This is a genomic window from uncultured Pseudoteredinibacter sp. (assembly GCF_947500695.1).
Classification (GTDB): Bacteria; Pseudomonadota; Gammaproteobacteria; order Pseudomonadales; family Cellvibrionaceae; genus Pseudoteredinibacter.
Genome location: NZ_CANMSS010000011.1, coordinates 88,243 through 109,106 on the forward strand (window position 1 = coordinate 88,243; position 20,864 = coordinate 109,106).

A 20,864-nucleotide genomic window follows, 5' to 3' on the forward strand; every position below is an offset into this window, starting at 1 on the left:
GAGCCTGGAACACAATAAGCCTTTAGGCAGGATTAGCTCATGATCGAATTTCAGCTCAATGGCGAGCCCGTGTCCGTGGATTTGCCAGCCGATACCCCTTTGTTATGGATTATTCGAGAACATTTTCAGCTCACTGGAAGTAAGTTTGGCTGTGGTATGGGCTTGTGTGGCGCCTGCACCATGCATGTGGACGGTGTCGCCAGTCGTACTTGTATCACGCCTATTGCCGCTGTAGCAGGGAAGGCTGTTACAACGATTGAGGGTTTGGGCTCAGACGAGAATTTGCACCCTGTTCAAGAGGCTTGGCTAGAGCATAATGTGCCGCAATGTGGCTACTGTCAGCCAGGGCAGATTATGTCGGCCTCGGCCTTATTGGCCAATAACCCCAAGCCCGATGATGCCGCTATTGATGCTGCCATGAGTGGAAATATTTGTCGCTGTGGCACTTATCCACGAATTAAAAAAGCCATTAAAAGTGTGGCGGCCGTGCAGCATTTTGATCCGGCGACAGTGTCTGAGCCTCAAGTGGCTGGAGGTGAGTCATGAGTCGTTCTGTCAGTTCTTTACCACGTCGTTCATTTCTAAAATTATTGGGTGCTGGCGGCTTAATGTTAAGTATGCCGACTTTGGCCAGTGATATGCCTTTGTTGTACAGCCAAGGTGATGCCTTGATGAGTGATGGCGTGTTGCAAATTACCCCGAGCGGAGAAATAGTTTTTTTAATGCCCCGCGCTGAAATGGGGCAGGGTACCAATACCGGCCTTACTATGCTGATCGCTGAAGAGCTGGATACTCCACCAGAGATGATCACAGTATTGCATGCGGGTGTTGGGGAAGAGTACAAGAATCCATTGTTTGGTATGCAAATGACGGGCGGCAGTACCAGCATTATGGCGCACTTTGAGCCGCTTCGAAAAACCGCCGCGACTGCTCGTGAAATGATACTGCAGGCCGCCTCCGAGCAGCTCAATATGGATCCGGGTAGCTTAAGTATTCGTGATGGTAAATTATGGTTCGCCGAGAAGTCTTACGGTCTAGGTGATTTTGTTACGCGAGCTAGCCAATTACAGCCACCTGAAAATGTTGTGTTAAAAGCCAATGGCAATTTACGTTTTATCGGCAAAAAACAAAAACGTATTGATGCGCTAGCCAAGGTTACTGGCAAGGCCCGCTTTGGTATTGATGTGGGCAGCCCTAGTGGCGACACAGTCATTAATGCCTCTGATCAAAATATTCCTAATTTAAAACGCGCTGCCTTATTACGTTGTCCGGTAATTGGTGGCACGGTAAAAAGTGTGAATGCCGATGCTGTTAAAAATCTAGAAGGTGTACAGCAAGTCGTCCCCATTTTTAATGGCGTGGCCGTCGTTGCCGAGCACTACTGGCAGGCCAAAAAAGCCTTGGCTGAATTGCAGGTAGAGTGGGATCTGCCTGAGCTGGCAAAGCATAGCTCGGCTGATATACGTAAAACCTTTGAAGCGGCTCTAAGCGAAGAAGGTCAAACCGCCTTTGAACAAGGTGATAGCAAGGCGGCCATCGCCAGCGCCAATAAAAAACACAGCGCCGATTATCATGTGCCATATTTGGCCCACGCGACCATGGAACCCATGAACTGTACCGTTTGGTTACAAGATGATGTGGCTGATATTTGGGTGCCGACTCAAGGCCCTGATGCTAGCCAGTCGGTCGCTTCGGAATATTGTGATGTGCCGCGCGATAATATTCGAGTGCACAGCACCTTTTTAGGTGGCGGTTTCGGTCGCCGTGTAAATCAGGATTATGTGGCTGAAGCTGTTGCTATTGCCCATGCTTCTGGATTACCCATTCAGCTGGTTTGGAGTCGTGAAGATGATATGCGTAACGACTTCTATCGCCCTGCGGCCTCGGCACGCATGAGCGCGGCGATTAATGATGCGGGTAAAATTGATGCTTGGGATGTCACCCGAGTAGGCCCGAATATTACCGGTTATACCATTGATGAAATGGCTGGCATGTTTTTACCGGAATTTTTACCCGGTGGTTTTGTCGATTGGATCAGTAAGCGTGGCCATGGCGTTTTTGAAAACTGGACGGTTGATCACAGCAGTATTGAGGGGCTATGGGAAGAATACAGTATTGCCAACAAAACCGTGCGGCAGGTTACGGTTGATCCTGGCTTACGCTTAGGTTTCTGGCGTTCAGTGGGACATTCTTTTAGTGGCTTTTTCAAAGAAGGTTTCTTCGATGAATTGGCGATTGTGGCAGAAGAAGATCCACTGGCCTATCGCCTGAGTCACTGTGATGATATGCCAAGACTGGCTGCGGTTTTGAAAAAAGCTGCGGAAATGTCCAATTGGCAAGACCGTGAAAAATTAGCAGTCAAAGGGCGCTTCCTCGGAATTGCTGGGGTTTTCAGCTTTAACTCTTATGTAGCGCAGGTTGCGGAAGTTTCTGTAGAAGCCGGTCAAATTAAAGTGCATAAAGTGTATTGTGCGGCTGATTGCGGGCGTGTGATTAATCCCGATGGTGTCGCTGCGCAGTTAGAAGGGGGTATTATTTTTGGTTTGTCGGCGGCACTCAGTGGCTCTATTACTTTGAAAGATGGTGCTGTTGAACAGGGTAATTTCCACGATTATCCAGTTGTGCGAATGCCTGAAGCTCCGGAAATTGATTTGCATATTATGCCAAGCACGCAAGCGCCTACCGGCGCAGGTGAACCAGGCGTGCCGCCAATTGCCCCTGCCGTAGCCAATGCTGTATTTGCAGCGACGGGACAGCGTCTGCGCGAACTGCCTTTGCGTTTGGCTTAATTTTTACAGAGGCTTATTGTGCAAGCAGAACACGAAGATATTTTACACAGCGCCTTACTTGCTACTCAGGCGGGAAAGTCGTTGTGTTTGATTTCCGTTATGGAGACCTTTGGTAGCTCGCCTAGGCCGGTAGGGTCTTTGTTAGCTGTTGCGCAAAGTGGTGAGTTTTGGGGTTCAGTTTCTGGTGGTTGCATTGAAGAAGAGCTGTTGGAAAGCCTAAAAGAAAACTGGCCGCAATCGGCCGAAGTTCGCCTGTATGGCGAAAGCGAAGAAGAGCGCGCACGCTTGCAATTGCCCTGCGGTGGTTGCATGCGCTTATACGTGCAGCCAGTGACGGAAAGCTTATTAGGCGATGCTCTGCAGGCTTTAAAGCAGCGCCAAACAGTAGCCTTGCTTAGCCAGCTCGATAGCGGACAATGTGAAATACAAGATTGTGATATCTGGCAAGAGCATCAGTGGGACGGTGAGCGTTGGCTCAATGTTTTAGGGCCGCGTTGGCAGTTGTATATCGTTGGCGCTGGGCCCATTTCGCAATATCTAGTTCAGTTAGCCGAGCTGCTTAATATTCGCTGCGTAGTCATTGATCCACGCCCTGAATATGCCGAGCAGTGGCAAGAATCTTGGGCGCCTATTTATCGCCAATATCCCGATGATGTGTTGGCTGAACTGGGGGTGGACAGCCATAGCTTTATTGCCACAGTAAGCCATGACCCTAAGATCGATGATCTCGCCGTGATGTATGCACTGCGCTCAAAGGCAGCCTATATCGGTGCCATGGGCTCAGTAAGAACCAGCGCCAAACGTCGCGAACGTCTGCAGGAGCACTTTGGTTTTAGCGATCGCGAGCTGAAAAAGCTAAAAGCCCCAATTGGCTTAGATATACACAGCAAAACCCCAGCAGAAATTGCGGTATCAATTCTGGCCGACCTCATCGCCGTAAAAAATGCATAGTTCCATATCCAATTTAAATGAGCGCTTGCAAGTTTGCTTTTTAGCCGCCGGTTTTTCCCGCCGCTTCGGTAGCTCTAAACTACTCGCTCCAATGCCAGATGGCCGCAAACTAATTGAGCACAGTTTGCAACCATACCTAGAGCTGGGTTTATCTCCTACAGTTTTTTTAAGGGCGGATGATCAAGCGCTTATAACAAAGCTAGAGCAATACTCCTTACCGACGATTTTATTAGAAGATGTGAGCGAAGGCCTATCGGTTTCCGTTCGTGCTGCTGCGGGATATGCTCAAAGTAAAGAGCATCCATTTACCTTGTTCGCATTAGCCGATATGCCATATCTTAGGGCCCGAGCTTTGGAAATTTTCTTGAGCGCAATAGATTGGCAAGAAAATTCAATCTTCGCACCGTTCAGTCAAGAGCTAGGCAGGCTAGGTAATCCCGCGATATTCCATCGCAATTTTTTAACTGAATTTAATAACCTGCACGGCGATCAAGGGGCAAGGCCGATACTAAGCGCAAATCCAAATGATATGAGAAAAATAGATTGCCCAGATACTGGCTTCTACAAAGATGTTGATACAAGAGAAGATCTAACAAGTGGCAGCCCAGCGGGGTCAGAACCCTAAAGGTTCTGACCCCACTTCGAAGCCGTAATATCTTTTCATTAATCGCGTTTTTGATTAACAACTGACAGGAATGAAAGCGGCCTAGCACATTACCCTTTGCTTCAGGTGCTAGTTATCAATGAGCATTAGCAACCTGGCCACCATCAAGCACAATCGTATGCCCATTCACAAAAGCCGAAGCTCGCGAGCTTAAATAAATCGCGGTGCCCGCAGCATCTTCCGGAGTGCCCACGCGCCCCGCCGGAACCGAAGCTGCCGCCGCTTGCTCATCGTGATCCAAAATAAAGGCCGTCATCTTGCTTGGGAAAAACCCAGGCGCAATACCATTAACCAACACATTATCTTTAATCAAACGTGCCGCCATATGAGTGGTTAAATGAATCACCGCCGCCTTACTGGCCGAGTAGGAATAGTTTTCCATGTTAGGGTTGGTTAAACCGTTAATGGAAGCGATATTAATAATGCGGCTGCGATCTTCAGCACTCGCGCCCTTTCTCAAAAGAGGTAGCAACTTCTGACTTAAAAAGAAAATAGACTTGGTGTTCAAATCCATCACCCGATCCCAGCCTTGCTCAGTAAACTCATCGATAGGCTGCCCCCAAGTCGCACCAGCGTTGTTAACCAAAATGTCTACTTGTGATTCACGGGCCTGAATCTCAGCGACAAAGTTTTCAATGCCTTCCATTGTGCTCAGGTCAGAGCTAATGGCAATACACTCGCCTTGCTTGCTTAACTCAGCAGCAGTGGCTTCCAGTTCAGCTTGCTTACGAGCCGTGATATAGGTCCGAGCGCCAGCGGCCACAAAGCCTTGGGCAATCATAGCGCCAATACCACGAGAGCCGCCGGTGACGATAGCGACCTTACCTTGTAAATCAAATAGTGCTTGCATGGTTAACTCCTCAAAATGTTTTGTCCCATTGTAAGATTCAAATGTAATAGCGCAAAGGGTGAATATTGACAGGATGTCGCACATAGATTGTGTGCTGGTGCGCGCCCAAAATGTCTACTGGTGCAATGATTGCAAAACTAGGCTCAGCTTTACTTTTGTATCATGCAAACTGCCGATTCATTCACGTTTATATGGCGCAGATGGGCGTAGCATTGCCAGCCATCATTGGGGATAGATTCAAGTCAGCGGCAGCAACGGCCGATAACAACAATAATGAACCATGCATAAAAGGATGATGCATACCATGATTAGTTCACAGCGCGTTAAAAGGGTTGAAATTGAAGAGTATCAAGGGATACTGCCGCATCTTGTAGTTGTCGCCCTTGGGCACTGCTGTCAGCAGCCTGATAGCGCCATTTTGCGCCTTGCGAAGCTGCAGCCCAATGCAGACGAGGGCATTTATGACTTCGACTTCTGCATGGACCCACATCAATGTGAGTGCTCTGCTCACAATCAAAAGAAAAACCTTAACAGCTATCGCTTGATGCACCCGCAAACGGCCAGCTTCACATGGGTAGATTTCCCTAAAAACTTAAAAGCTGTTCGAGTCAATTCAGCAAACAATAGCTTGTTAGAGTGCCTTAGCCAGCCAGAGGTCGCCCAGGCGATCTAATAGTACTGGGGAATAGTATCGGGGCGGCCCGCCAGACTTTGCGGTTGAATTCGCCCCCAGCCCTCACTATCCTGAACGATTCCGAAAACTATTGTATGGCGTCGTTATGGATAAGCCTCAATTAGAAAAGCTGTTATTAGATTCTTTATCAGATAATCGACTGGATAATCAGGAAAGGCGAGAGCTGCGAGATTTTGTACAGGCCTTGAGTGGGCCTGAGAGAAATTTTGTGCGCAATCGAGCTTTTGATGTGGCCAAAGATGCCATGTCGAAAGACGATGGTAATCCAGCCGCTATTCTTGAATGGCTGCAGAAAGTGGTCAAAGTTTGTAAGCAAGATAGTGGCTTCTACAAGGCAGACCAAGCTTACTTTAGCCCTGGTAATACCTGTCGCCAAGCCATTATTCAGCAGATTAACAATGCCCGCGAGCAGATCGATATCTGTGTGTTCACGATTTCAGATGACAAAATTAGCGAAGCTATCTTAGCGGTGCACCGCAAAGGTATCGATGTCCGAATAATCAGTGATAATGATAAATCCCACGATATGGGCAGCGATATAGATCGCTTAGAGGCTGCAGGTGTCGAGCTGAGGCTAGACGACAGTCCTTACCATATGCACCATAAATTCGCTTTGTTCGACCGTCGCCTGCTAATCAATGGCAGCTTTAACTGGACCCGTAGTGCGACCACCAAGAACCAAGAGAACATTGTACTGACTTACGAACGCGATTTGTTACGACAGTTTTCTGCGCTCTTTGAAGAGCTGTGGCAGGCTTATAAATAATAGCCTGCCTTTAGCACAGCCTGCTGGAGAGCATTTAGTTGGAATGCTGATCAACAAAATCAACAATAGTCTTAATAAAACGCTCAGGCTCAAAATAAAAGGCGGCAACATGGGTGCCCCAGGCGCCATGGTCTTCATAAATCCAGTGATCGCTAGCTGGGTCGGCAAAGTTAGCATAATTAATTGCTGGTCTAGCCTGGTGTAGGGTTTGGGCATGTTCTAGGCGGGTTACTGGGTCGCCAACATCTTGCAGTAGTAAAGTGGGTAGATTTTGCTTAAGGGCAATTTCTAAAGCATTTGCGTGAAAATCGCGCTGCTGCAAGGTACTCCACACAACCATATCGGCCAACCAGCCGGGAATACCTGTGCTGGCTTGAGCGCCTAGTTCTAGCGCATCTTCGGTGTGAAGCATCGGATCAAACAAAATTAAGCCGCGGCTGCGTTTATCGATATCAGCTAGGTGGATTACAGCAGCGCCACCCATCGATAATCCAAAGCTAAAAATCGGTAATTGTTCAGGGTTGCGTTGTTCAATCTGGTCGAGCGCAGCGATAAGGTCGGGGCGCTCGGCAATGCCCATCCCTAGCTCGCCTAGCTCACTTCTTCCTGAGGTGCCATGGTTGCGCATATCAATTGCTAGTAGGGAATAGCCTTCGGCAAGTAATGCTTTATACATAGCCAGCGAGTTGGGAAAGCGACCTTCCTTGCTGCCATTGGCCCCGTGTACCATCAGTAAAATAGCTTTCGCTTCGGTCGCGGGCATCCACCAGGCGTGCAGTTTGATGTTTTCGTCCTTCGGCTCGAAATATAAGTCTTCATACGCTAAGCCGATGTCGCTAGGATTTTGCTTTGGTACTTGGTTTTTGGCCTCTAGCATATAAGCGGGCAGTACCAAGCCGATCAAAACAGCGGCTATTGTGGCGAAAATGGCCAAGCCGACAGCGAGCTTTTTCATATAAATTCCTTTGTCTCTATTATTGTTTGTTTATGCAGGTCAATGTATTGTAAAAATAAGCCCCTGTGGGCGATGCCCAGTTTAGGCATAATGACAGCATAGAGTTAGTCCTAGGAGTTAGCCCTAGAGTGTCACAGCCAATACCAACAATGTTACAACAGTTAGGGCACCATTTTTAAGAGTTGCTCAGCGCCTGATAAGAGAAGAATTGTGAAATTTCAAGTTATCCCCGTTACCCCTTACCAGCAAAACTGCAGTTTACTGTGGTGTGAAAAAACCATGGAGGCTGTCATTGTTGATCCGGGTGGCGATCTTGATCGTATCAAACAGGCTGTGCAGCAACTGGGTGTAAAGCTGGTTAAGATTATCAACACTCATGCGCACTTGGATCATGTGGGTGGTGTGGCAGCTTTGGCCGAAGATTTGTCGCTTCCAATCGAAGGGCCGCATTTAGAAGATGATTTTTGGATTCAATCTCTTCCTAATCAGGCGCAAATGATGGGCTTTCCTGAGGCAAATACTTTTGTCCCCAATCGTTGGTTACAGCAAGGCGATGAAATTCAATTTGGCGAAGAAACGCTCGAGGTTCGCCACTGTCCAGGCCATACTCCTGGGCACGTTATCTTCTTTCATCGTGCTTCAAAGTTAGCCGTTGTTGGCGATGTATTGTTTCAGGGGTCTATTGGTCGCACAGACTTTCCTCGTGGCGATTTTGATACCCTAGTGAAATCAATTCGTGAACAACTATGGACCTTGGGTGACGATGTCAGTTTTATTCCGGGTCACGGCCCTATGTCCACCTTTGGGCAAGAGCGCAAAACGAACCCTTTTGTTTCCGATAAAAACTTTGGCTAACTACACAGGCCAAAAAAAGTTAATACAGCAGTAGCAAAGAAGTAGAGAAAGATATGACAGAAAGAATTTGGTTTACAGAGCCTGATATTGCAGAGTTTTCTAAAGGGCATAAAGGCACCGCCGTTGAGGCGATGGGTATAGAAATTACTGAAATTGGTGATGATTATATTCGCGGCACTATGCCCGCTGACCATCGTACTTTTCAGCCTTTTGGTTTGATTCATGGTGGCGCCAATGTTGTGTTGGCTGAAACCTTGGGCAGTATTGGCGCCAATCTAGTGATAGATCCCAGTCGCGAGTTTAGTGTTGGTCAGGAAGTTAATGCCAACCATGTGCGCGGCGTACGAGAGGGCTTGGTGACAGGTACTGCAAAGCTTGCCCATAAGGGAAGAAGCTCTCAGGTATGGGAAATTCACATTGTGGATGATCAGGGTCGCCTAAGTTGTATCTCGCGTTTGACTATGGCAGTTGTTCCCCACAAAAAGTAGTCCCTCATAAAAAGTAGCTCCCCATAAAAAGTAGTCCCTCACAGAACTAGCTTCGCGTAGAAAATGGAGCTTAGAGTTGATGACTTAAAAGCGCCTTATAATAAGGCGCTAATCATTTTTACGTAAAACCGACTCCATGGCTTGGCGAAGTGCTGTCGGAATTTCTACCGCGTCGCGACTCTCACGATCGATCCACACATGGGTGAAGTGTCCTTGTGCGGCGGCTTCTGTGTCGCCCTCAGCAAACAAGGCCGCGGCATATTGCACTGAGCTTCGGCCAATCTTATTGACACGCACGCCGATATCAATATTTTGATGTTCCGGCCAGCCCAGCTCCTTAAAGTAATCACAGCCTGAGTTGACAATAAGCCCAATTATTGGGCCGTTGGCCATATCTAAGCCGCCTTCTTGATGCAGAAAAAGATTGACAGCATTGTCGATAAACTGGCTATGGACATTGTTGTTGAGGTGGCCATAAATATCGTTATCTTGAAATTTAGTGCTCATTTGAGTGAACCAATAATAGTCACTGCGGCTATCGGCTGATGGTTTCATAGTTCGATCTTTATCGTTTTATCTATGCTGAATAATCTTTAATACTGAGTAGAAGCTTTGAGATGGCTGATCGCTCTGCTTCTGTCAGCTCAGGGCGCCAAATTTCAAAAATGAGTACTACTCTCTCTGAATCGGAATTGTTCCAAGCTTCATGCTCTATGGAATCATCAAATATCATTATTTTACCTTCTTGCCATGATCGAGCTTCGTTGCCACAACGTAGTGCGCCGCAATTTTCTGGAATGATCAGCGGTAAATGGCAGATAAGGCGAGTATTTAGAAAACCGTGGTGAGGCTCAATCTTGGTGTTAGGGCGCAGACGAGAGAAAAGTACATTGGGAGAGCTGCCTGGAATCTTGGCAAAAGGAATTTTTTCTAGTGCAGCGACGGTATTGGGGAAATGATTCTCGGCGCTGCTTTGACGTTCGCCGCTTTTCCAAAGGTAAAAAGCACCCCAGTCATCATTGTCCCAGTTTGTGCTGCCACTCAACGTTGGGACATCTTCACTGCTTTGTAGATAGGGTTCGAAGCTCACCCCTTTTTCTAAAGCAGCTTTGAGTTCTTGTATGATAATGGGTGTTTGTGCTTCTAGCTCTGTAACCCAGTCAAACTGATCGGTGTCAAAAAACTGTATGTGGGGAAGCTGGGGAAAAAAGAATTTCGACGGTTGCTGTGGGTAAAATTGTTTTTTGCCCATGCTTATGTCCAGAGCTTCTTGAAAGCGTACTCCGGTTTTTTCGGCATCGAGCCCGAGCTCATCCATTTGTGCTTGTAAATAATTTAACTGCTCAGCGGCAACGCTGTCGTGGTTTGCTTGAGCTCTGGCTACCTGGGCCTGTAAATCCGGTGCTAGCTTGTCGCTTTGCTGAGCTTGAAAAAGAAAGCCTTGGTAAAATTCTGCAGCCGCGTCTTTGTCGCCCTGATGCCATAAATGATCGGCCTTAAACAATAGGGCTTGAGGGTTTTGTGGTTGGATTTGCAGGGCCGTATTAACGGCCTCTAATGCACCCTGAGGATCTTGTGCGTTGCCGCAAGCAAAGGCTAGACCCAGCCAGATACCGGCATTGGATTGGGCTTGCGGTGTTTTTAATACCGCTTGGAAAAGTTGTTTGGCCTGGGCGGCTTGCCCATTACGCAGTGCTAGGGAAGCTTGGTTTAGTTGTTCTTGAATGGCTTGCATGGCTTCTATTCTGTGGTAATCAATAAACGCTTAAGAGTAGAGCCTTGGGCAAAGCGGCACAAGCTTTTTCAGGCTTATGCCGCCGAGTGTTTGCTTGTCTGTGTGCTTAGTGCGGTTTTAACTCAATGCGGGCGCTAACACTGGTAATCATTACGTCAGCGGAACCACCGTTTAGGCTCATCTCCAAGGAGCTGCCAGGGCCATACTTGGGGCGCTTGGCTTCATGGTCGGAAAGTTTGTTCTTAATGCGGCCTCCGGCATGGTTCTGTAGGCTGAAGTCGGCTGAGACCTTAGGGTCTAAGCTGAGTGTGATATGTCCGCTCACAGAATCGATTCGAATATCGCCATTATCAGCTAGGCGATTTACATTAATGTCCGCCGATGCGTTGGCCACTTGAATGCTTAGCTCCTGCAATTGTTCGGCCATCGCGGCTAATTCAATATCCGAGTTTACCGATTGCAGCTCGATGTATTCGGCCTCGGTGGTGCTATTGATCGGGCCGTTAACAGTTTGGAATTCTAGCTGCCCTCTAGAATTTCGATCTTCGATGCCGCCATTGATACTCTGAATTTCAATCTGTCCCTGTAGGTTTTCGGTGCGAATATGACCATTAATGGTTTCTAGCTGAACTTCCGAGCTTAATGAGCTGGCGGTGATATCGCCGTTTACAGTTTCAATGCTGCTGCCACCATGAATGCCGCTGACCTCGAAATTAACCAGCACGCCTTCGCTAAACAGTTTACTGTTTTTGGGAATGTGAAAGGTTAGATCAGAGCCCTTAGAGCGATCGCGATAATTGCCTCGTGGCATATCCACTTCAAAGATGACTCGGTTGCCATGGCGTTTGAACTCATAGCCATCGGCTTCATCATCAAGCTCGCCACTGACTTTAACTTGCTCTTTGTCCCAGCCGATAATTCTAACGTCGCCGCGCATGTTATCGATAAGTACACGACCGTTCGCTGCCGCATCTAAGGTTTGTTCTATGGTTTGGCCAGCAAAACTTACGCTGGAAAGTAGTGCCAGGCCGAGAGTTAACATTGTTTTGTTCATTTCGTTCACCTTAAATTTGCTGCCACTTTGGTGTGTGGACCTTATTAATAAGGTCTAATTGCTGCTGGTATACATTGCCTAACATATGAATTAAAACCGCATTGTCAGGGTCATCTTCCAGAGCGTTTTTTAGGCTTTTGGCGGCCTCTTCCAAGTCATTGAGTTGCTGCTGCCAGTTGCTAACCAATGCTTCTTGGCCTTGGTACCTCACTAGCATCTGCTGCTTTTCTTGTTCGTACGTATCAACCAGTGCGGTAATGCCGCTGTCTATTGTCGGTTCTTGGCTCGGAAGCAGATCCGGGCCTTTTATTAACAATACTGCGGCCAATACTGAGGCAGCGCTGCTGAATGCAATCTTACTGTTAATGGATAAACCATTCGGGGTTTTCTGCTGCTCTTGGTTAATGGCTTTTTCGATGCCTGGCCAGAGATCGCGCTTGGGGCTTATCTCTTCGGGGCATTGGCGCTCGTCGGCCAAAAGCTCATCTAAACTTTTACTGTGCTTCATGGTTCAACCACTCCTGCAATAAATTGCGTGCGCGATGGTATTGGGCGCGGCTAGCACCAGATGAAATCCCGAGCATCTCGGCAATTTCAACATGGCGATACCCTTCCACCCCGTGCAAGGTAAAAATAATTCTCGCTCGCTCTGGTAGCCTGCAAAGCAATTTGTCTAGGCTAGAAAGCTCGATATTGTCTTGTTCCAAGCTGGCGCTTTGGGGCTCTGGCACGGCTTCGTCTTCTTGGCTAAAGACCAGTTTTAGCCAAGATTTATGCTTACGCAGATAATCTAAAGTGGTCCGGCTCGCCAAAGTGTGTAACCAAGTGCTAAATCGACTTTGCTTGTTAAAGCTGTCGAGCTTGCGCCAGGCTTTGATAAAAGCCTCTTGGGTACACTCTTCGGCAGATTCCGAGTTGGCGGTCATGCGCAGGCACAGGGCGTAAACCCGTCTATAGTGCCTTTCGTACAATTGCTTAAATGCCTGACTATCGCCATCGGCGGCCAGATCCACCAAGGAGCTATCTGGGTCTTCGCCAGCGTAGGCTTGTACAACAGCCGACATATGCTCTCCTCGTGAATATGATCGTTGGTTTGTAAATTATGACGTGAGTCGGTCCAAAAACGTTTGTTTGGATTGCAGTTTTTAACAAAATCTTGGTTGAGCTCAATAAATGCGCCAAAACCCCCGTTCAGCTTATGGTATAGTGCGGCCCAATTTTGCACAGTTTAAAGGTAGTGGATTCACCCATGTCCCAAGCGTTTCCCGAGTTAAAGAATGATCGCTTTTTGCGCGCTCTATTACGTCAACCTGTAGATCTTACCCCAGTATGGATGATGCGCCAGGCTGGGCGCTATCTGCCGGAATATCGGGCTACTAGGGCCCAAGCCGGTGATTTCTTGTCGCTATGTAAGAACACTGAGCTCGCTTGTGAGGTTACCCTGCAGCCTCTTCGTCGCTACCAGCTAGATGCCTCAATTCTATTTTCAGACATCTTAACCGTGCCAGATGCGATGGGCCTAGGCCTATACTTTGAAGCGGGTGAGGGGCCTAAATTTAAAAAGCCGCTGCGTAGCGCTGCCGATATTGAGAATCTGCCAGTGGTGAACACGGCTCAGGATCTTAGCTATGTGACCGATGCAGTCTCTATGATTCGCCGTGAGCTTAATGGCATGGTGCCCTTAATTGGCTTTACTGGCAGTCCTTGGACCTTAGCGACCTATATGATTGAAGGTGGTTCCAGTAAGGACTACCGCCGTACCAAGGCGATGATGTATGACCAGCCTGAGCTGTTTCAGATTCTGCTAGATAAGCTAGTAGACTCGATTATCGACTACCTGAATTCGCAGATTAAAGCAGGTGCTCAAGCGGTACAGATCTTTGATTCATGGGGTGGTGCTCTGGCCCATGATGCTTATCTGACCTACTCATTGCTGCCCATGAAGCGCATTATCGATGGTTTGATTAAAGAGCATGATGGTCGCCAGGTACCGGTGATTTTGTTCACTAAGGGTGGCGGTCAATGGCTTGAGCCAATGGCGAATAGTGGTGCCCAGGCCTTGGGGCTGGATTGGACGACCAATATCGCCGATGCCCGTGCGCGTGTGGGTAGTAAGGTGGCTTTGCAAGGCAATATGGACCCAAGCATCCTTTACGCCTCGCCTGATCGAATCCGACAGGAGGTAGGCACCATCCTTAAGGCTTTTGGAAAGGCTGAGGGGCACATCTTTAATTTGGGGCATGGAATTACCCCAGAAGTGGACCCAGATCACGCTGGAGCCTTTATTTCGGCCGTTCACGAGCTGTCTGCAGACTATCACTAATTGGTTGATTAGACTAAAATACCACCAAGGTAATTGTTTTTAGCCCAGCTATAAGCTGGGCTTATAGAGAGACACGTTGGTTATTTGATCCCAAGCGGCTTCAAGGAGAGGACATTGGGCTTAAAGCAGGTAAAGGTAGGCGTTAACGATTTGGTGCTGGGTATGTTTGTATCCGGTCTAGATCGCCCGTGGACGCAAACCCCTTTCCCGCTACAAGGCTTTTACCTTCGCGACCTAGAAGAGATCAACCAGCTTAAGCGCTACTGTAAGCATGTCTATATTGACGTGCAAAAAGGCAAGGGGCCCGCCAACCGGCCCCATTCGCTCGCACCTATTCCCCGTAAAAAGACAGAAGCCCCCGAAAGAAGCCCCAGCAATCAGCCGCTGGATGTGAAGGTGTCACCTTTGAAGGTGCGCCACAATGTCTATAGCCATTACACCCCCCTGAAGAATGAAGTTGAAGCGGCGCGAGCCTTGAATCAGCGTGTTGCTAAGGCGATTTCTGAGATTGATGAGGGCTTGGCCAGTCTTGATACCCAGGTGCTGTCGAATACTCGCAAAGTAGCGGGCGAAATGGTCGACAGTGTGTTGCGAAATCCAGACGCTTTAAGCTGGTTAAACCGAGTTCGCGATGCTGATGAGCACAGCTATAGCCACTCCGTTCGTAGTGCAATTTGGGCCATCTTGTTTGGTCGCTATATTGGCTTGTCAAAAAAAGATTTGGATGTCCTCACCTTTGGTGTCTTGCTTAAAGACGTGGGCAAGGTCAAATTAGACGCTGCCTTGTTGCGCAAAGATAATCGAAGCGATGAAGAAGAGCTAGAGTACGAAAAGTTTGTGCTTTATGGTGTCGAAATTCTTCGTAAAAGCAGACAGGTTGAGCCTCGTGCTGTTGCTGTTGTGCATAGCCACTGTGAGCGCATTAATGGAAGCGGTTTCCCGCAGCATTTAAAAGGCGACAAAATCCCTGTGCTGGGCCGTATTGCCGGCCTGGTTAGCTTTTACGATGAAATCAGTAATCCGCGCAATAACAGCAAGGCTCTGTCGCCTTCCCGTGCGGTAGCGCGCCTGTACGAGTTGCGTAATGTCGCCTTCCAAGAAGATTTAACGGTAGAGTTTATTCGAGCCATCGGCTTGTACCCTACTGGCACTTTAGTGGAGCTGAGCAGTGGCGAAGTTGCTGTGGTGGTAGAGCAAAACTTTGAGCGTCGCCTAAAGCCCAAAGTTATGCTTGTGCTTGATAAGGATAAACAGCCCCTTAAAAAGCAAGTCGTGGTTGATTTGGCTAAAAAAGATATTCGTCTGCAAAAGCAGATCGATAAAGGCAAAAAGCGATTGCAGGATGTCGATCGAATTGAAATCTCTCACGATCTAGAGCCCTCTAGCTATCCAGTGGATATCGCGAAGGTGAGAGATGACTACTTGTTCAGTACCCAGCGAAAGGGCATTTTGGGGCGCATAAAACATTCTCTTATGGGATAGAAAAAGCTGTGCCCCAACAGCTTTTTCCAATTATTTCGTTTCTCTTACTCTTCAGGGCTGCTAGTTTCTTGCCCCATAACTTGCCCCATTACAGTTGGGTTGCCAGCGCTTAATTCTTCTTGCCAGTTCATTGTATCTTTGGCAAATAGAACAATCGCTGTAGAGCCTAGTTTAAAGCGGCCCATTTCTTCACCTTTGTCGAGCGTGATGTCATCGATAATTTGGTCGTAGTCATGGCGAACAATTTGTTTTAGCTGTGGTGTGATTTGGCCGGCCCAAACGGTTTCGATGCTGGCGACAATCATGGCCCCAACGAGTACTACGGCCATTGGTCCTATATCGGTGTCGAAAACACAAACGACTCGTTCATTTCGGGCAAACAAACGCGGAACATTTTCAGCGGTGGTTTCGTTAACTGAAAATAAATCGCCGGGCACGTGAATCATGCTGCGCAGCTTGCCGGCGCGAGGCATGTGAACGCGATGATAATCTTTAGGTGATAAATACACCGTGGCAAATTTTCCGTCATTAAATTCAGCGGCTAAATCGTTAGCGCCACCCAGTAATTCTAAGGTGCTATAACTTTGACCTTTGGCTTGAAAAACTCGGCCGTGCTGAATCTCGCCAAGCTGACTGATCGCCCCATCGGCTGGAAAAACAATACTGTTTTCACTGTTGTCAATCGGGCGGGCGCCTTCTTTTAGGGCGCGCGTAAAAAAGTCGTTAAAGCTGGCATAAGCGCAAGGATCTTCTTCGGCGGCTTCGCTCATGTCAATATCAAAGCGATCGACAAACCAGCGAGTGAAAGGATCTTTTAACCATTTGCTTTGGCTATTAGCGATCTTGCCCATTAGACGAGACAGCAAATGCTGGGGCACCAAGTATTGAAAGGCGATAAATAACTTGTCCATGAATAATGTTTACCTATGAAGAAATTTCTGTATCGCTAAGGTTGCCCCACTCTGACCAGGAGCCTGGGTAGGCCCTGACATCGTAGTCTAATGCCTTAGCGATTAAGTAAGTTAAGCCTGAGCGGTGGTGGGTTTGGCAATGGGTAACGATAGGGCGGCTGCCATCGATTCCTAGAGCCTTTAAGTAATCACGCGCATCAGTGCGAATTTTTAAATGTTTGTCTCGATCCATAAAATCGAGCCAGTTGCCATTAATGGCTCCTGGAATGTGTCCGCCACGTTCGGTAAGTACTTTTTCAGCGCGGAATTCTTCGGGGCTACGGGCATCCCAAATATCGATGCTGCCAGGGGCACCCAATAAAAACTCAATTTCCTTGTGCTCAACGCTCGGGGCTTCGCTAATGCTAAATGGGTAACTGGCGGCTTGTTGCGCCTCAGATTCACCAGCCTCAAGTGTACCTGCTATAGCCTGCCAAGCGGTCAGGCCGCCATTAAGATAGCTGTAGTTGTGAAAGCCAATGCAGTCGAGCAGCCAAATAAAGCGTCCGGCCCAGCCGCCACCTTCATTGTCGTAGATCAGCAAGTGGCTGTCGGCTTGCAGGCCTAGTTTATCGACAATGCTTTGCAGTTGCTCTTGCTCGGGTAATAGGCCCGGTGGTTTACCGCCGCGAGTCGTGGCCTTGGGTTCTATATGGATGGCGCCAGGCAGGTGGCCCTTGAGATAACTTTCGCGATCACAAAGATCAGCAATAATAAGTTGAGCTGGAGCCTCTAGGGTTTGGAAGTCCTCTGGCTCAACAATTAGGGGCAACAATGTGGAAGCTCCTGGCATAGCAGTTCCTTATTCTTTTCTAAAGCATTTTTCGGGCGCGTAGGGGCTTATTGTATGCCAAGCTAGAAGCTCGCGCTAACGCTATAGCAAAGCATAAGGCAGCTCTGAATAATACAGGTTTTGCTCAGCGCAGCCCTGAAGCCTGAGCTAATCTGCATTATTCAGAGGTTCCTTAACGATTAGGGCATACGGCTAAGCTTTTAGCTGCTGTAATAAGGCTTGATGAAAGCCATGACCTAGCTGCTTGAAGAATCTTAGATGCTCATCATCGAGCTTTTCATCTTGTACTAGCATCAATAAAGCTGCGGGCTTATTGGCCACTAAGATCGACATTAAAGCGATTTCTTGCCCTGGGTGAAGGAGTGCCTTTAGCTCAGCAGGGAGGCTTGGGTGCTTGGCATCGAGGCGCACGCAAGCGGATTTTTGCATGAGGCGATGGCATATATCGCTGCGGCTGTTGCTGGGGGTGAATGGATTGGGGCTGATACCTTCCTCAAGGCCATAGTGGTGCCGGCTTTTGAGTTCCCCGCGGTTGTTCACCCAAATTAAGCCAGCCTTGCTGGCCAGGCCTCGTCTTAAGCTTTGCAGGGTAAACTCCAGCAGATGTTTGCTGCTTTTAAAGGCTTGCTTGCTTAATAGTCGCTTTAGGCTGCTTTTAAGTATTTCGCCATTGATATTCGACGGTTTAGTCCCGCTTTGGGAAGCCTTGTTCGTGGTTTCCTCGGACGGGGCGGCGACAAACTTCGGCAGCCAGTTGCTAAGCTGCCATTGGCAATGTTGCCAGCGCATTGGATGGTAATCTAAGGAGAGGCTAGAGTGCCAAGGCATGCTTAGCATGCTGCTTTGCAAATGGTCGTTAAGTTGCTTGCGGCTTAAACCGCTGACGCCGCTTAGTAAGCGCAAATGTTTTGCAAAGCCAGTTGGATTCCACAGTTGTTCAATAAGCCCATGGCAAGTGACCAGCAACATCTCTGGTTGAAATGGCATCGAGCTAGGACGGCCTTTTTTACGCTGTTGAAAGCTACGCAGTGCTTGGCGAAATTCTTGCTGGCTGTCTTTGTTAAGATATTGCCAGCTACGGTTGAGCTTATTTAAAGTGGCGCAGTACTGACTAAATTCCGCCATGACCTCACTGTATTGGCAATCCAGCAAGCTATGTTGAGCTTGTCGTAAGCTGGCGCCATTGTGCTGCAAAAACTCCAGTTGAACTTGCATATGGGGCATGTCGATGGCAATTCCCCATTCTGGCAATCTAAAAAATAAGCTGCTCAGTTCGAATTGTTTGGCGGTGTCGCTATTGTTGACTGAGGCAATACGACGGAAAAATTCACTGGCTAGATTGCTGTTGATGAGGCTTCGACTTAGTACCGCGAAATGTTGCTGCAAATCTTCTGGTTCGAGTTCTTCGCAGCTGCGTATAGTTTCGATAACTTGCGGGATGCCGATTAAACTAATGAGCTGTTCAAGTTGTTCTGGCCATTTTGAACGATCACTAATGAGCTGGTTTGCACGGCGGCTGAGTTGCCAGCATAGCAAAGGGTCTTGCCGGCATAGGCTGGCGATAGAGGCGGCAGTTGCGCTGGGTTTTTGGCAAGCGTTCAGGGTGAGTTGCCGACTGCCTGGCAGTACTTTCCAGTGTAGTTCACTTAGTTTTTTGGACCAGTAGTGAAAACCCTCTGCCTGAGGCCGGATTACCAGCTTGGCTGCTGCAGACATGCATACCCCTTAATTATTCAACGCCAGATGCTTTGAAGTGGGTAGCTTGTCTTTGGCTGGGCTACTCCTCAAAACTCCTTAGGATATGATAGTAGCTGTTTATCCTTTCCGCTCGAATTCTTCCTTCAGCGGCGGCTTTTTGCAGGGCGCAGCCGGGCTCTTTTTCATGTTGGCAATCTCTGAAGCGACACTGGCCAATAAACTCTTTTAATTCCCTAAAGCCCGCCATCAGCTCATTGACCTCTAGGGGCCAAAGGCCAAACTCTCGAATACCCGGGGAATCAATCAGATGTCCGCCGCCAGGGAAGTGCAGCAGCAGGGCTGTGGTGGTGGTGTGGGTGCCTTTTTGTCGTGCGGCAGATAAGGCTCCGGTGCGCAGCTCTAGGCCTGGCATGAGGCTATTTATCAGCGAGGATTTGCCTACCCCAGATTGACCTACAAAGACACTGGTGCCTTGTTTTAATAACTCGGTCAGCTCATCCACGCCTTCCCCCGTAGCGGCGGATAGCTGCAGAGTTTGGTAGCCTAAGTCTTGGTAGAGCTCGGCCAGTTTTAATACTTTTGCTGATTCAGAGCCACCGTCGAGCTGGTCGCATTTGTTGATCAGTAGCAGTGGTTCAAAGCCAAGCAGCTCAGCGACAACTAGATAGCGATCGATAAGATTGCCAAAAGGCTCAGGGTAGGGGGCTACCACAATGACCAGTCGATCAATGTTTGCCGCAATGGTTTTAATATTTCCATGGCTATCAGGGCGGGTTAGTACGCTGCGGCGCTCCAATACGGCTTCAATCACACCAATAGTCTGCCCTTGACGCCATACTACTCGGTCACCGGTAACGATGGAACCAAGGTTGGCACGTAGGTGGCAGCGTTGGCTGATTGCCTCATCTTGATCCAAGCTTTCGACCTCAACTTGGGTGCCGTAGTGGGCGATGACTAGGCCATTTTGTTCGTCGCCTAAGCTGTCGGCTTCTAGGCTTTCTAGCTCCTTGTTGCGCTTTTTACTGGCCCGTTCAGCCCTTTCGGCTTGGATCTTTTCAATACGCCAAGCTTGGCGGCGGCTGAGTTTGCGCTTCGACATACAATATGAGTGCTAAAATTAAGTTAGAAAGATCGCCATGGTGCCAGTACAATGCTCTGGCAACAAGTCTTTCAGTCGCTGCGCTTAATAAAGAGGACACTCAATGCCAGTATCGGATACTCATTTAATTTGGATCGATCTCGAGATGACAGGTCTGATCCCAGAGAGTGATGTGATTATTGAAATCGCCACTATCGTGACCGATGCGGATTTGAATATTCTTGCCGAAGGCCCTGTGCAAGCGATTAAGCAGCCCAAAGGGCGAATGGAAAAAATGGACGCTTGGAATACCAAGACCCATGGTGAGTCAGGTTTGACTGAGCGAGTATTGAGCAGTCAGGTAAATTTAGGACAAGCCGAGCAGGAGACCTTGAGCTTTTTACGTCAGTGGTTGCCCCCGGCTGTGTCGCCCATGTGTGGTAACTCGATTTGTCAGGATCGACGCTTTATGGCTCGCTATATGCCGGAGCTGGAGGCTTTTTTCCATTATCGAAATCTTGATGTCAGTACTATTAAAGAGTTAGCCAAACGCTGGCGACCCAGTGCTTTAGAGGGTTTTAGCAAGCAGGGCTCTCACCTAGCCCTTGACGATATCCGTGAATCGATTGCTGAATTAAAGCACTATCGAGGACAATTTATCGACCCTGAATTTGGCTAGTCCTTAGAGCCTTCAGCGAATTTACAAAGCCTTCAGCGAATTTACAAAGCCTTCAGCGAA

22 protein-coding genes are annotated in these 20,864 nt (G+C 48.3%); 11 read left to right on the plus strand and 11 right to left on the minus strand.

Annotated elements, in window-relative coordinates; genetic code table 11:
* The first annotated feature begins 39 nt into the window (after positions 1-39).
* From Q1A08_RS17660 to Q1A08_RS17675, 4 genes are read left to right on the plus strand one after another with little or no spacing between them, the layout of a single operon-like run.
* A complete protein-coding gene (locus tag Q1A08_RS17660) occupies positions 40-546 on the plus strand; it encodes a (2Fe-2S)-binding protein (RefSeq protein ID WP_299775351.1) in 507 nt (168 codons plus the stop codon).
* A complete protein-coding gene (locus Q1A08_RS17665; RefSeq protein WP_299775353.1) occupies positions 543-2,789 on the plus strand; it encodes a molybdopterin cofactor-binding domain-containing protein in 2,247 nt (748 codons plus the stop codon). Before Q1A08_RS17660 ends, Q1A08_RS17665 begins: the two co-directional genes overlap by 4 nt.
* Positions 2,790-2,807: 18 nt before the next feature.
* Positions 2,808-3,740: an XdhC/CoxI family protein gene (locus Q1A08_RS17670; RefSeq protein ID WP_299775355.1), complete on the plus strand. Its 933-nt coding sequence runs from the start codon at positions 2,808-2,810 to the stop codon at positions 3,738-3,740.
* Entirely contained in the window at positions 3,733-4,365 is a 633-nt protein-coding gene (locus Q1A08_RS17675; protein ID WP_299775357.1) for a nucleotidyltransferase family protein, read from the plus strand. Before Q1A08_RS17670 ends, Q1A08_RS17675 begins: the two co-directional genes overlap by 8 nt.
* Before the next feature lie 115 nt (positions 4,366-4,480).
* Here Q1A08_RS17675 and Q1A08_RS17680 read toward each other — a convergent pair whose 3' ends face one another.
* On the minus strand, positions 4,481-5,254 hold the full coding sequence (locus Q1A08_RS17680) for an SDR family NAD(P)-dependent oxidoreductase (protein ID WP_299775359.1): 774 nt from the start codon (positions 5,252-5,254) through the stop codon (positions 4,481-4,483).
* Between the two features lie 304 nt (positions 5,255-5,558).
* On the opposite strand from Q1A08_RS17680, the gene Q1A08_RS17685 reads away from it, so the two are divergent.
* Together Q1A08_RS17685 and Q1A08_RS17690 are read left to right on the plus strand one after the other, a co-directional pair.
* Positions 5,559-5,927 carry a hypothetical protein gene (locus tag Q1A08_RS17685; RefSeq protein WP_299775361.1) on the plus strand — a complete coding sequence of 123 codons (369 nt, stop codon included), beginning with the start codon at positions 5,559-5,561 and terminating at the stop codon, positions 5,925-5,927.
* A 106-nt stretch (positions 5,928-6,033) separates the two neighbouring features.
* On the plus strand, positions 6,034-6,714 hold the full coding sequence (locus Q1A08_RS17690; RefSeq protein WP_299775363.1) for a phospholipase D-like domain-containing protein: 681 nt from the start codon (positions 6,034-6,036) through the stop codon (positions 6,712-6,714).
* Between the two features lie 34 nt (positions 6,715-6,748).
* On the opposite strand, the gene Q1A08_RS17695 is transcribed toward Q1A08_RS17690, so the two are convergent.
* Complete coding sequence (locus Q1A08_RS17695) at positions 6,749-7,669, minus strand: alpha/beta fold hydrolase (RefSeq protein ID WP_299775365.1); 921 nt, start codon at positions 7,667-7,669, stop codon at positions 6,749-6,751.
* Between the two features lie 207 nt (positions 7,670-7,876).
* Here Q1A08_RS17695 and Q1A08_RS17700 point away from each other — a divergent pair, with 207 nt between their 5' ends.
* Entirely contained in the window at positions 7,877-8,524 is a 648-nt protein-coding gene (locus tag Q1A08_RS17700; protein ID WP_299775511.1) for an MBL fold metallo-hydrolase, read from the plus strand.
* Positions 8,525-8,577: 53 nt separating this feature from the next.
* Positions 8,578-9,012 carry a hotdog fold thioesterase gene (locus tag Q1A08_RS17705; protein WP_299775367.1) on the plus strand — a complete coding sequence of 145 codons (435 nt, stop codon included), beginning with the start codon at positions 8,578-8,580 and terminating at the stop codon, positions 9,010-9,012.
* A 108-nt stretch (positions 9,013-9,120) separates the two neighbouring features.
* Here Q1A08_RS17705 and Q1A08_RS17710 read toward each other — a convergent pair whose 3' ends face one another.
* The 5 genes from Q1A08_RS17710 to Q1A08_RS17730 all read right to left on the minus strand — a co-directional run bounded on the left by Q1A08_RS17710 (position 9,121) and on the right by Q1A08_RS17730 (position 12,865).
* Complete coding sequence (locus Q1A08_RS17710; protein ID WP_299775368.1) at positions 9,121-9,567, minus strand: thioesterase family protein; 447 nt, start codon at positions 9,565-9,567, stop codon at positions 9,121-9,123.
* Positions 9,568-9,589: 22 nt separating this feature from the next.
* Positions 9,590-10,747, minus strand: coding sequence for an aspartyl/asparaginyl beta-hydroxylase domain-containing protein (locus Q1A08_RS17715; protein WP_299775370.1), 1,158 nt, complete (start codon positions 10,745-10,747; stop codon positions 9,590-9,592).
* A gap of 106 nt (positions 10,748-10,853) precedes the next feature.
* On the minus strand, positions 10,854-11,801 hold the full coding sequence (locus Q1A08_RS17720; protein ID WP_299775372.1) for a DUF4097 family beta strand repeat-containing protein: 948 nt from the start codon (positions 11,799-11,801) through the stop codon (positions 10,854-10,856).
* Positions 11,802-11,811: 10 nt separating this feature from the next.
* Complete coding sequence (locus Q1A08_RS17725; RefSeq protein ID WP_299775374.1) at positions 11,812-12,309, minus strand: tetratricopeptide repeat protein; 498 nt, start codon at positions 12,307-12,309, stop codon at positions 11,812-11,814.
* Positions 12,296-12,865 carry an RNA polymerase sigma factor gene (locus Q1A08_RS17730; RefSeq protein WP_299775376.1) on the minus strand — a complete coding sequence of 190 codons (570 nt, stop codon included), beginning with the start codon at positions 12,863-12,865 and terminating at the stop codon, positions 12,296-12,298. The genes Q1A08_RS17725 and Q1A08_RS17730 overlap by 14 nt, the downstream gene beginning before the upstream one ends.
* A gap of 185 nt (positions 12,866-13,050) precedes the next feature.
* On the opposite strand from Q1A08_RS17730, the gene hemE reads away from it, so the two are divergent.
* Both hemE and Q1A08_RS17740 read left to right on the plus strand, forming a co-directional pair.
* Positions 13,051-14,124: a uroporphyrinogen decarboxylase gene (hemE, locus tag Q1A08_RS17735; protein WP_299775378.1), complete on the plus strand. Its 1,074-nt coding sequence runs from the start codon at positions 13,051-13,053 to the stop codon at positions 14,122-14,124.
* A 114-nt stretch (positions 14,125-14,238) separates the two neighbouring features.
* The gene (locus Q1A08_RS17740; RefSeq protein WP_299775380.1) at positions 14,239-15,606 is read left to right on the plus strand and encodes a DUF3391 domain-containing protein; all 1,368 of its coding nucleotides are present in this window, start codon (positions 14,239-14,241) and stop codon (positions 15,604-15,606) included.
* Between the two features lie 44 nt (positions 15,607-15,650).
* Here Q1A08_RS17740 and asd read toward each other — a convergent pair whose 3' ends face one another.
* The 4 genes from asd to rsgA all read right to left on the minus strand — a co-directional run bounded on the left by asd (position 15,651) and on the right by rsgA (position 20,146).
* The gene (gene asd, locus Q1A08_RS17745; RefSeq protein WP_299775382.1) at positions 15,651-16,517 is read right to left on the minus strand and encodes an archaetidylserine decarboxylase; all 867 of its coding nucleotides are present in this window, start codon (positions 16,515-16,517) and stop codon (positions 15,651-15,653) included.
* A 13-nt stretch (positions 16,518-16,530) separates the two neighbouring features.
* Positions 16,531-17,349: a rhodanese-like domain-containing protein gene (locus Q1A08_RS17750; protein ID WP_299775384.1), complete on the minus strand. Its 819-nt coding sequence runs from the start codon at positions 17,347-17,349 to the stop codon at positions 16,531-16,533.
* 192 nt (positions 17,350-17,541) lie between these two features.
* Complete coding sequence (locus Q1A08_RS17755; protein ID WP_299775386.1) at positions 17,542-19,065, minus strand: hypothetical protein; 1,524 nt, start codon at positions 19,063-19,065, stop codon at positions 17,542-17,544.
* A 61-nt stretch (positions 19,066-19,126) separates the two neighbouring features.
* Positions 19,127-20,146 (minus strand): small ribosomal subunit biogenesis GTPase RsgA, encoded by a 1,020-nt coding sequence (gene rsgA / locus Q1A08_RS17760; RefSeq protein WP_299775388.1) that lies wholly within the window; start codon positions 20,144-20,146, stop codon positions 19,127-19,129.
* A 103-nt stretch (positions 20,147-20,249) separates the two neighbouring features.
* Between rsgA and orn the strand changes: the two genes are divergently transcribed.
* Positions 20,250-20,804 (plus strand): oligoribonuclease, encoded by a 555-nt coding sequence (gene orn / locus Q1A08_RS17765; protein ID WP_299775390.1) that lies wholly within the window; start codon positions 20,250-20,252, stop codon positions 20,802-20,804.
* Positions 20,805-20,864 lie beyond the last annotated feature (60 nt).

Bases quoted from the DNA above. Each gene is read 5' to 3' on its own strand.
- Q1A08_RS17660 (WP_299775351.1), top strand. From the start codon at position 40: ATGATCGAATTTCAGCTCAATGGCGAGCCCGTGTCCGTGGATTTGCCA.
- Q1A08_RS17665 (WP_299775353.1), top strand. From the start codon at position 543: ATGAGTCGTTCTGTCAGTTCTTTACCACGTCGTTCATTTCTAAAATTA.
- Q1A08_RS17675 (WP_299775357.1), top strand. From the start codon at position 3,733: ATGCATAGTTCCATATCCAATTTAAATGAGCGCTTGCAAGTTTGCTTT.
- Q1A08_RS17680 (WP_299775359.1), bottom strand. From the start codon at position 5,254: ATGCAAGCACTATTTGATTTACAAGGTAAGGTCGCTATCGTCACCGGC.
- Q1A08_RS17685 (WP_299775361.1), top strand. From the start codon at position 5,559: ATGATTAGTTCACAGCGCGTTAAAAGGGTTGAAATTGAAGAGTATCAA.
- Q1A08_RS17690 (WP_299775363.1), top strand. From the start codon at position 6,034: ATGGATAAGCCTCAATTAGAAAAGCTGTTATTAGATTCTTTATCAGAT.
- Q1A08_RS17695 (WP_299775365.1), bottom strand. From the start codon at position 7,669: ATGAAAAAGCTCGCTGTCGGCTTGGCCATTTTCGCCACAATAGCCGCT.
- Q1A08_RS17705 (WP_299775367.1), top strand. From the start codon at position 8,578: ATGACAGAAAGAATTTGGTTTACAGAGCCTGATATTGCAGAGTTTTCT.
- Q1A08_RS17710 (WP_299775368.1), bottom strand. From the start codon at position 9,567: ATGAAACCATCAGCCGATAGCCGCAGTGACTATTATTGGTTCACTCAA.
- Q1A08_RS17715 (WP_299775370.1), bottom strand. From the start codon at position 10,747: ATGCAAGCCATTCAAGAACAACTAAACCAAGCTTCCCTAGCACTGCGT.
- Q1A08_RS17720 (WP_299775372.1), bottom strand. From the start codon at position 11,801: ATGAACAAAACAATGTTAACTCTCGGCCTGGCACTACTTTCCAGCGTA.
- Q1A08_RS17725 (WP_299775374.1), bottom strand. From the start codon at position 12,309: ATGAAGCACAGTAAAAGTTTAGATGAGCTTTTGGCCGACGAGCGCCAA.
- Q1A08_RS17730 (WP_299775376.1), bottom strand. From the start codon at position 12,865: ATGTCGGCTGTTGTACAAGCCTACGCTGGCGAAGACCCAGATAGCTCC.
- hemE (WP_299775378.1), top strand. From the start codon at position 13,051: ATGTCCCAAGCGTTTCCCGAGTTAAAGAATGATCGCTTTTTGCGCGCT.
- asd (WP_299775382.1), bottom strand. From the start codon at position 16,517: ATGGACAAGTTATTTATCGCCTTTCAATACTTGGTGCCCCAGCATTTG.
- Q1A08_RS17750 (WP_299775384.1), bottom strand. From the start codon at position 17,349: ATGCCAGGAGCTTCCACATTGTTGCCCCTAATTGTTGAGCCAGAGGAC.
- Q1A08_RS17755 (WP_299775386.1), bottom strand. From the start codon at position 19,065: ATGTCTGCAGCAGCCAAGCTGGTAATCCGGCCTCAGGCAGAGGGTTTT.
- rsgA (WP_299775388.1), bottom strand. From the start codon at position 20,146: ATGTCGAAGCGCAAACTCAGCCGCCGCCAAGCTTGGCGTATTGAAAAG.
- orn (WP_299775390.1), top strand. From the start codon at position 20,250: ATGCCAGTATCGGATACTCATTTAATTTGGATCGATCTCGAGATGACA.